This is a genomic window from Citreicella sp. C3M06, from assembly GCF_018860705.1.
Classification (GTDB): Bacteria; Pseudomonadota; Alphaproteobacteria; order Rhodobacterales; family Rhodobacteraceae; genus Salipiger.
In genome coordinates, this window is the sequence record NZ_JAHKQA010000067.1 from 1 (window position 1) to 8,625 (window position 8,625).

An 8,625-nucleotide genomic window follows, 5' to 3' on the forward strand; every position below is an offset into this window, starting at 1 on the left:
TCTCGAAAATCCTCGCGTAAATTCAGATGCCTCGCCCCAAGGGGCGAGGCGCTGATCCGTCATATCTCGAAAGGGGCTTGACTCGCGGGGCGCGCCAGAATATCCGGCGCGCCTGCAAGGAATTCGGACGGGTGCTTCGGCACCCGTCTGCTTTAAGGGGGCATCGCCTCCGCCAGGGTTCGAAGAGGGGTCCGGATGGTCCTGCCTCCTCCTCTCAACCTCAACGCCAAAAATAGGACTGTTCGATGAACCAGAACATCCGTATCCGGCTCAAGGCGTTCGATTACCGCGTGCTCGATGCCAGCACGCAGGAAATCGTCAACACTGCCAAGCGTACCGGCGCGCAGGTCCGCGGCCCGATCCCGCTGCCGAACAAGATCGAAAAATTCACCGTTCTGCGTGGTCCGCACGTGAACAAGAAATCCCGCGACCAGTTCGAGATCCGCACCCACAAGCGGCTCCTGGATATCGTCGATCCGACCCCGCAGACGGTGGACGCGCTGATGAAGCTCGACCTCGCCGCCGGCGTGGATGTCGAGATCAAGGTGTAAGGAGAGCTATTGATGTTGCGCTCTGGAATCATCGCGAAGAAGGTCGGCATGACCCGACTGTTCATGGAAGACGGCAAGCAGATCCCTGTGACCGTCCTTCAGCTCGACGGCCTTCAGGTCGTTGCCAACCGCACCTCCGACAAGGATGGCTACACTGCCGTTCAGCTCGGCGCCGGTTCGGCAAAGGCCAAGAACACCAGCAAGGCAATGCGCGGCCATTTCGCCATCGCCAAGGTCGAGCCCAAGCGGAAGATCGCGGAATTCCGCGTCGACGCTGAAAACCTGATCAATGTCGGTGAGGAAATCACCGCGGATCATTACTTTGAAGGCCAGTTCGTGGACGTGTCCGGCACCTCCATCGGTAAAGGCTTTGCCGGTGGCATGAAGCGTCACAACTTCGGCGGTCTTCGCGCGTCGCACGGTGTGTCGATTTCGCACCGCTCGCACGGCTCGACCGGTCAGTGTCAGAACCCCGGCAAGGTGTTCAAAGGCAAGAAGATGGCCGGTCACATGGGTGCCGTGCGCGTCACCACCCAGAACCTGCAGGTCGTGAAGACCGACGCGGATCGCGGCGTCATCATGATCAAGGGCGCGGTCCCGGGTTCGAAGGGTGGCTGGGTCACCATCAAGGATGCCGTCAAGAAGCCGTTCCCCGAGAACGCGGTTCTGCCGGCAGCTCTGAAATCCGCCGCTGCACCCGCAGCTGAGGCCGAGCAGAAGGAAGGCGACGAATGAAACTCGACGTGATCAACCTCGACGGTTCCGCCGCGGGCGAAGTCGAGCTGACGGACGCGATCTTCGATCTCGAGCCGCGCGCCGACATCCTGCACCGTGTGGTCCGCTGGCAGCGCAACAAGGCGCAGGCCGGTACCCACAAGGTCAAGACCCGCTCGGAAGTCTCGTACTCGACCAAGAAGATCTATCGCCAGAAGGGCACCGGTGGCGCACGCCATGGTTCGCGCAAGGCGACGATCTTCCGCAAGGGTGGCATCTACAAGGGCCCGACCCCGCGGTCGCACGCCCATGACCTGCCCAAGAAGGTCCGTGCTCTCGGTCTGAAGATGGCCCTTTCGGCCAAGGCAAAGGCCGGCTCGCTTATCATCATCGATAACGCGTCGTCGGAAGCCAAGACCAAGGCCCTCGCTGCCCAGGTGAAGAACCTTGGCTGGAAGCGCGCGCTGATCATCGACGGCGCATCGGTGAACGAGAACTTCATGCTCGCCGCTGCCAACATCGACGGTCTGGACGTGCTGCCCAGCATGGGCGCCAACGTGTATGACATCCTCAAGCGTGACACGCTCGTGCTCACCAAGGCGGGTGTCGAAGCTCTGGAGGCTCGACTGAAATGAGTGCGAAGCCCGAACATTACGACGTGATCCGCAAGCCGATCATCACTGAGAAATCCACCATGGCGTCGGAAAACAACGCCGTGGTCTTCCAGGTGGCGATCGACGCGACGAAGCCCCAGGTCAAGGAAGCCATCGAGGCGCTCTTCGACGTCAAGGTGAAGGCCGTGAACACGACCATCACCAAGGGCAAGGTCAAGCGCTTCCGTGGCCAGATGGGCCGCCGGAATGACGTGAAAAAGGCCTATGTGACCCTCGAAGAGGGCAACACGATCGACGTATCGACCGGTCTTTGATCTGATCTAAAGAACGTCTGAAAGGCCCTCGCAGCGATGCGAGGGCCTTTTTCGTCTCTGCACCTGAAAGCATTGACAACACTATGGTGTTTCGCCTCGAATAGCCTCTTCGGCGGAGCGCGATATGAAGCGAGATTTGGACCTGTTGAGAGAGATGCTTATACGCGTCGAAGACTTCACGCCCAGCAATGTGGGCGAAGTCCAGAAACTTAATTTCGAAGAATTTTCCGAAGGTGCTCCCGCAGCTTACCACCACGCCTTGCTCCTTGTTGAGGCGCGCCTTCTTCGTCAATACGGTCGATATCAAAATGGTTCCGGCTGTATATATGTCGATGGCATGACGATGCAGGGGCATGACTTTTTAGACGCTATTCGCGACCATAAGATTTGGGATGCTACGAAGCAGAGGGTTTGGGCAGTCGGTGGTTGGACGTTGGAAATAGTGCTGGATGTCGCGAGATCAGAGATTAAACGTTTGCTGACGGACATGCTCTGACGCCTCGGAAACGCACTCCCTTGACGTGGTTGAAGTAACGAACTAAACGACCCCATCCGCTACGGCCCCGGATTCGTCCGGGGCTTCGCGTTTTGCCTCAGGGGTCCGTCCCGAGGGTATCGAACCGGGCACCTTCGGGGGCCTAGACCACCGGCCACCTGCGGTCCCGTCACGGGGCGAGGGGGCTAACACATAGGTCGGGGCAACCCGACCGTCTGCTAACGGAAGACAGAAAGCATGGCACTCAAGTCGTATAAGCCGACGACGCCGGGCCAGCGCGGGCTGGTGCTGATCGACCGTTCGGAGCTGTATAAAGGACGCCCCGTCAAGGCCCTCACCGAGGGTCTGACGAAATCGGGTGGCCGGAACAACACCGGACGGATCACGTCACGCCGCCGCGGCGGTGGCGCAAAGCGTCTCTACCGGATCGTCGATTTCAAGCGGGCCAAGTTGGACGTGAACGGCATCGTCGTTCGCATCGAATATGACCCCAACCGCACGGCCTTCATCGCGCTCATCCAGTATGATGACGGCGAGCAGGCCTATATCCTCGCGCCCCAGCGTCTCGCCATCGGCGACAAGATCGTGGCCAGCGCGAAGGCGGACATCAAGCCGGGCAACGCAATGCCGTTCTCGGGCCTGCCGATCGGCACGATCGTCCACAACATCGAGCTGAAAGCCGGCAAGGGCGGTCAGATCGCACGCGCCGCTGGTACCTATGCCCAGTTCGTCGGTCGCGATGGCGGCTACGCTCAGATCCGCCTGTCCTCGGGTGAGCTGCGCATGGTTCGTCAGGAATGCATGGCCACCGTCGGTGCCGTGTCGAACCCCGACAACAGCAACCAGAACCTCGGTAAAGCCGGTCGTAACCGCCACTATGGCAAGCGTCCGAGCGTCCGTGGTGTCGTCATGAACCCGATCGACCACCCGCATGGTGGTGGTGAAGGTCGGACCTCTGGAGGCCGTCACCCGGTGACTCCGTGGGGCAAGCCGACCAAGGGCAAGCGCACCCGCAATCCCAACAAGGCATCGCAAAAGCTGATCATCCGCTCGCGCCACGCCAAGAAGAAAGGGCGGTAATTTATGTCGCGCTCTGTTTGGAAAGGCCCGTTCGTCGACGCCTACGTCCTGAAAAAGGCCGAGAAGGTTCGCGAAAGCGGCAAGAACGAAGTCATCAAGATCTGGTCCCGTCGTTCGACGATCCTGCCGCAGTTCGTCGGTCTGACGTTCGGCGTCTACAACGGCCAGAAGCACGTTCCGGTGAACGTGTCCGAAGACATGATCGGCCAGAAGTTCGGCGAGTACGCGCCGACCCGGACCTACTATGGTCACGCAGCCGACAAGAAAGCCAAGAGGAAGTAAGCCATGGGCAAGGATAAGAATCCCCGCCGCGTGGCGGACAACGAGGCAATGGCGAAGCTGCGCATGCTGCGCACCTCGCCGCAGAAGCTGAACCTGGTGGCCGCGCTGATCCGTGGCAAGAAGGTGGAACGGGCCCTCACGGACCTGACCTTCTCGAAAAAGCGGATCGCCGTGGACGTGAAGAAGTGCCTTCAGTCCGCAATCGCGAACGCCGAGAACAACCACAACCTTGACGTCGACGAACTGGTCGTCGCCGAGGCCTATGTGGGCAAGAACCTGGTGATGAAGCGTGGCCGTCCGCGGGCACGTGGCCGTTTTGGCCGCATCAACAAGCCGTTCTCGGAGATCACCATCAAGGTCCGTCAGATCGAGGAGCAAGCCTGATGGGGAATAAAACCAATCCGATCGGCATGCGTCTTCAGGTCAACCGGACCTGGGACAGCCGCTGGTACGCTGACACCAAGGACTATGGTGACCTGCTTCTCGAGGATATCGCGATCCGCGATTTCATCCACGAAGAGTGCAAGGCCGCTGGCATCGCCCGTGTCATCATCGAGCGTCCGCACAAGAAGTGCCGCGTGACCATTCACACTGCACGCCCCGGCGTCATCATCGGCAAGAAAGGCGCGGACATCGAAGTTCTGCGTAAAAAGCTTGCAAAGATGACCGACTCGGAACTGCACCTCAACATCGTTGAGGTTCGCAAGCCCGAGCTGGACGCACGGCTGGTTGGCGAGAACATCGCCCAGCAGCTCGAGCGTCGTGTGTCGTTCCGTCGTGCCATGAAGCGCGCGGTGCAAAGCGCGATGCGCATGGGTGCACAGGGTATCCGGGTCAACGTCGCGGGCCGCCTTGGCGGCGCCGAGATCGCCCGGACCGAATGGTACCGTGAAGGTCGCGTGCCCCTGCACACCCTGCGTGCCGACATCGACTATGGCACCGTTGAAGCCAAGACCGCCTATGGGATCATCGGCATCAAGGTCTGGATCTTCAAGGGTGAGATCATGGAGCATGACCCGTCCGCCCGCGAGCGCAAGTCGCAGGAAATCCAGGATGGTCCGGCTCCGCGTGGCGCCATGGGCGGCCGCCGGTAAGGAGACTGAACCATGTTGCAACCGAAACGCACCAAGTTCCGGAAGATGTTCAAGGGCCGCATCAAGGGTGAGGCCAAGGGCGGTTCCGATCTGAACTTCGGCCATTACGGCCTCAAGGCGCTTCAGCCCGAGCGGGTTACTGCTCGGCAAATCGAAGCCGCCCGTCGTGCCATGACGCGTCATATGAAGCGTCAGGGTCGCGTCTGGATCCGTATCTTCCCGGACACCCCGGTGACCTCCAAGCCCACCGAAGTCCGGATGGGTAAAGGTAAGGGCTCCGTCGATTTCTGGGCCTGCAAGGTCAAGCCCGGCCGCGTGATGTTCGAACTCGACGGTGTCGATGAAGAAACCGCACGCGAGGCGCTGCGCCTTGCCGCGATGAAGCTGCCGATCAAGACCCGCGTGGTCGTCCGCGAGGACTGGTAAGCTTCGCCAGGCTCTTGCCGGACGGAAAACAGGGCCCCCGCTTTGGCGGGGGCCTTTGCTTTTGGAGGACACAGATGTTCTGGTTGTTCAGGCGAATCGTGCTGATTGTCGCGCTTTGCGCCGGATTCTCGGGTGGCCGGATCTATGAGCGCTTCGTCTACAAGGATCTTTGCATTGAAATGGGGGGTGGCCAGATCGCTGGCAATCGTCCGATCTGCGTGGTGCCCGCGCCGCGTTAACGGGGAAAGATCGGGGCCATTTCTTGATCGAATCGCGCCCAGGTCATCGTGGCACGGTTGCCCGCATAGCCGTGGTAGTGGCTTTTCCCGGAAGAATTCGGCAATCCCGCCCAGATCTTGGCGAGATTGTTCATGAAGGCCCGACGGCTGATCTCCCCCTGTTCGATATCGTCGAACCCTGCGTCGAGCAGCAAGAGGTCGGCAAGCTGGTCTTGGATTTCGGGGCTGAATCTGCGGCTTCGGTCAATACCCGCCCGCGCCACCAGACTCTTCAGGGTCGACGGAATGAACTGGTAGCGCCCGATGGCATGGGGCTGCCCCGGAGTCGCCTTGATCCAGCGATAGATTTCTTCGACGGTCATGGCGGTGGGCTTCTTTGGTGGCTTGACCCGCGCGCCATGGTTCACCGCGTCATACCCGGCGCGGCCTGCTTCGGCGCGGGCGATGATATGGCGCACGCGTTCGGCCTTGCTGGTTTGCAGGTCGGGCAGGGGGGGCTCCGAGGCATGGTTTTCCTGATCCAGCGCATCGCCGTCCTGATACAGCCGCACCACCTGTTCGAACAGGCTGCCGCCCTGACGCCCGGCGAACAGGCTCGGGCCGCCCGTCGCTGCTCCGTCGCGCGAGGTGATCAGCGCCTTGCCCTGCTGCAACAACGGCTGGGCTGGCCCGATGCCAATCAGCGGCGCGGCGGCGAGGGCGGGACAGCCAAGCAGGCACAGGAACAGGGCGGCGAGTCGCAGCTGGGTCATTCTGACTCCGGTGGTGATTTCTTCGCGGAGCACCATCGCAGTGAGAGGTTGAGATTCCCTTGCCTTCCGAGTCGCAGTATGACTCGCGCCATGACCCAGATCCGTTCGCTGTTCGCGACCCGCCTATACCGTGCCCCTCTGTCAGAGCAGGAGCCGCTGATCGACACCGACGAGCTGGCCTCGTCTTGCTGGTCCATTGCCGAAGACGATGAGGCCGGGCAGGAGTGGTGCGACGACAACGGCTATCCTGGCTATACGTCCTATGCCTCGCTGACCGATCTGCCGTGGCGTTTCCCGATTTTCGCCGCGCTGATCGAGGCGCTCGACAAGCATGTCGCCGCCTTCGCCGAGGATCTTGAATTCGATCTGGGCGAGCGCAAGCTGGTGGTCGAAGACATCTGGATCAACATCTTGCCCGAAGGCGGCACCCATGCCTCGCACATCCATCCACATTCGGTGATCTCGGGCACCACCTATGTGTCGATGCCCGAAGGCACCTCTGCGTTGAAGCTCGAAGATCCGCGTCTGGGATTCATGATGGCCGCGCCTGCGCGTCGCAAAGGCTGCCGCGAAGAGCTGAAGACGTTTATCTATGAATCCCCGAACGTGGGCGATGTGCTGCTCTGGGAAAGTTGGCTGCGCCACGAGGTGCCGCCGAATATGTCCGAAGAAGAGCGAATCTCGGTCAGTTTCAATTACAAGTGGGACTGAGCGGCCGGTCGAGGGCTGGACAATGCGGCTCACGCGGCAGAAGCTCTGAGCGATAGGCGGGCGCGGCCGCAGCCGAGGCCAGAGCCGCAGCCTGCCCCGAACAATATGATCGAGGAGCGCAAGTGCCTGACCTTCAACGAACTCCAGAGCGTTACACCACGGAGGAATACGAGGAGCGCCTCGTCAAGATCCGCGCCGACATGGCGCGCAAGGGGATCGATCTGCTGATCCTGAGCGATCCCTCCAACATGGCCTGGGTTGCGGGCTATGGCGGATGGTCGTTCTATGTTCATCAATGCGTGTTGGTCGGCCCCTCTGGCCCGCCGATCTGGTTTGGTCGTGGCCAGGACGCCAATGGCGCTTACCGGACGGTCTGGATGACCGAGGAATATGTGATCGGTTATCCCGATCATTACGTGCAATCGACCGAACGCCATCCGATGGAGTACCTTTGCAGCAAGCTCACCGATATGGGCTGGGACAAGGGTACCATCGGTGTCGAGATGGACAATTACTGGTTCTCGGCTCGCGCCTATGAGCGGCTTCAGCATGGCTTGCCGAACGCGCGCTTCGCCGATGCGACCGGATTCATCAACTGGCATCGCTCGGTGAAATCCGCCAAGGAGCTCGACTACATGCGCCAGGCCGCGCGCATCGTCGAGCGGATGCACCATCGCATCGCGCAGAAGGTCGATGTCGGTGTACGCAAATGCGATCTCGTCGCCGAGATATACGATGCCGGTCTGCGTTATGATGAATGGTACGGGCATGGCGGCGATTACCCGGCGATCGTGCCACTGTTGCCCTCGGGCCCGGATGCCGCCGCGCCGCACCTGACGTGGGACGATCTGCCGATGAAGCCGGACGAAGGTACGTTCTTCGAAATCGCTGGCTGCTATCAGCGCTACCACGTGCCGCTGTCGCGCACGATCTTTCTTGGCAAGCCGCCACAAGAGATGCTGGATGCCGAGGCGGCGGTGCTCGAAGGCATGGACGCGGGGCTCGAGGCTGCGCGCGCCGGGAACACTTGTCATGACATTGCCGACGCGTTCTTCCGGTCGCTCGAAAAGCGCGGGATCGTCAAGGACAACCGCTGCGGCTATTCCATCGGCCTGAGTTATCCGCCCGACTGGGGTGAGCGCACCATGTCACTGCGCCGGGGGGACCGGACAGAGCTGAAGCCGGGCATGACATTTCACTTCATGACGGGGCTCTGGATGGAAGACTGGGGTTACGAGACCACCGAATCCATCGCGATTACCGAAGGCGCCCCGGAAATCTTCTGCGACATGCCGCGAAAAATGCTGGTGAAGGACTGAATCGAAGGGCGGGGCCGATGGTCTCACCCTTTT

Annotated in this window: 14 protein-coding genes; 13 read left to right on the plus strand and 1 reads right to left on the minus strand. The window is 61.0% G+C overall.

Annotation, left to right across the window (positions count from 1 at the left end; translation table 11 throughout):
* The first annotated feature begins 245 nt into the window (after positions 1-245).
* The 11 genes from rpsJ to KO516_RS14485 all read left to right on the plus strand — a co-directional run bounded on the left by rpsJ (position 246) and on the right by KO516_RS14485 (position 5,810).
* On the plus strand, positions 246-551 hold the full coding sequence (gene rpsJ / locus KO516_RS14435) for a 30S ribosomal protein S10 (protein WP_017467315.1): 306 nt from the start codon (positions 246-248) through the stop codon (positions 549-551).
* A 12-nt stretch (positions 552-563) separates the two neighbouring features.
* Positions 564-1,286: a 50S ribosomal protein L3 gene (gene rplC / locus KO516_RS14440; protein ID WP_216004489.1), complete on the plus strand. Its 723-nt coding sequence runs from the start codon at positions 564-566 to the stop codon at positions 1,284-1,286.
* Complete coding sequence (gene rplD, locus KO516_RS14445) at positions 1,283-1,900, plus strand: 50S ribosomal protein L4 (RefSeq protein WP_216004490.1); 618 nt, start codon at positions 1,283-1,285, stop codon at positions 1,898-1,900. Before rplC ends, rplD begins: the two co-directional genes overlap by 4 nt.
* On the plus strand, positions 1,897-2,193 hold the full coding sequence (locus KO516_RS14450) for a 50S ribosomal protein L23 (protein ID WP_216004491.1): 297 nt from the start codon (positions 1,897-1,899) through the stop codon (positions 2,191-2,193). The genes rplD and KO516_RS14450 overlap by 4 nt, the downstream gene beginning before the upstream one ends.
* A gap of 124 nt (positions 2,194-2,317) precedes the next feature.
* Positions 2,318-2,689, plus strand: coding sequence for a DUF2513 domain-containing protein (locus KO516_RS14455; protein WP_216004492.1), 372 nt, complete (start codon positions 2,318-2,320; stop codon positions 2,687-2,689).
* Between the two features lie 237 nt (positions 2,690-2,926).
* Positions 2,927-3,769, plus strand: a complete 843-nt coding sequence (rplB, locus tag KO516_RS14460; RefSeq protein ID WP_216004493.1) for a 50S ribosomal protein L2 — start codon at positions 2,927-2,929, stop codon at positions 3,767-3,769.
* 3 nt (positions 3,770-3,772) lie between these two features.
* Positions 3,773-4,051 carry a 30S ribosomal protein S19 gene (gene rpsS / locus KO516_RS14465; protein ID WP_008883583.1) on the plus strand — a complete coding sequence of 93 codons (279 nt, stop codon included), beginning with the start codon at positions 3,773-3,775 and terminating at the stop codon, positions 4,049-4,051.
* 3 nt (positions 4,052-4,054) lie between these two features.
* Positions 4,055-4,435: a 50S ribosomal protein L22 gene (rplV, locus tag KO516_RS14470; RefSeq protein WP_216004494.1), complete on the plus strand. Its 381-nt coding sequence runs from the start codon at positions 4,055-4,057 to the stop codon at positions 4,433-4,435.
* On the plus strand, positions 4,435-5,145 hold the full coding sequence (gene rpsC, locus KO516_RS14475; RefSeq protein ID WP_216004495.1) for a 30S ribosomal protein S3: 711 nt from the start codon (positions 4,435-4,437) through the stop codon (positions 5,143-5,145). The genes rplV and rpsC overlap by 1 nt, the downstream gene beginning before the upstream one ends.
* A gap of 12 nt (positions 5,146-5,157) precedes the next feature.
* A complete protein-coding gene (gene rplP, locus KO516_RS14480; protein ID WP_216004496.1) occupies positions 5,158-5,571 on the plus strand; it encodes a 50S ribosomal protein L16 in 414 nt (137 codons plus the stop codon).
* Between the two features lie 74 nt (positions 5,572-5,645).
* On the plus strand, positions 5,646-5,810 hold the full coding sequence (locus KO516_RS14485) for a hypothetical protein (RefSeq protein WP_216004497.1): 165 nt from the start codon (positions 5,646-5,648) through the stop codon (positions 5,808-5,810).
* Here the strand turns inward: KO516_RS14485 and KO516_RS14490 are convergent.
* Positions 5,807-6,562 (minus strand): hypothetical protein, encoded by a 756-nt coding sequence (locus KO516_RS14490; protein ID WP_216004498.1) that lies wholly within the window; start codon positions 6,560-6,562, stop codon positions 5,807-5,809. The two genes, KO516_RS14485 and KO516_RS14490, sit on opposite strands and share 4 nt — an antisense overlap.
* Positions 6,563-6,652: 90 nt before the next feature.
* On the opposite strand from KO516_RS14490, the gene KO516_RS14495 reads away from it, so the two are divergent.
* Positions 6,653-7,273, plus strand: a complete 621-nt coding sequence (locus tag KO516_RS14495) for a TIGR02466 family protein (protein ID WP_216004499.1) — start codon at positions 6,653-6,655, stop codon at positions 7,271-7,273.
* Positions 7,274-7,395: 122 nt separating this feature from the next.
* Entirely contained in the window at positions 7,396-8,592 is a 1,197-nt protein-coding gene (doeA, locus tag KO516_RS14500) for an ectoine hydrolase DoeA (RefSeq protein ID WP_216004500.1), read from the plus strand.
* Positions 8,593-8,625 lie beyond the last annotated feature (33 nt).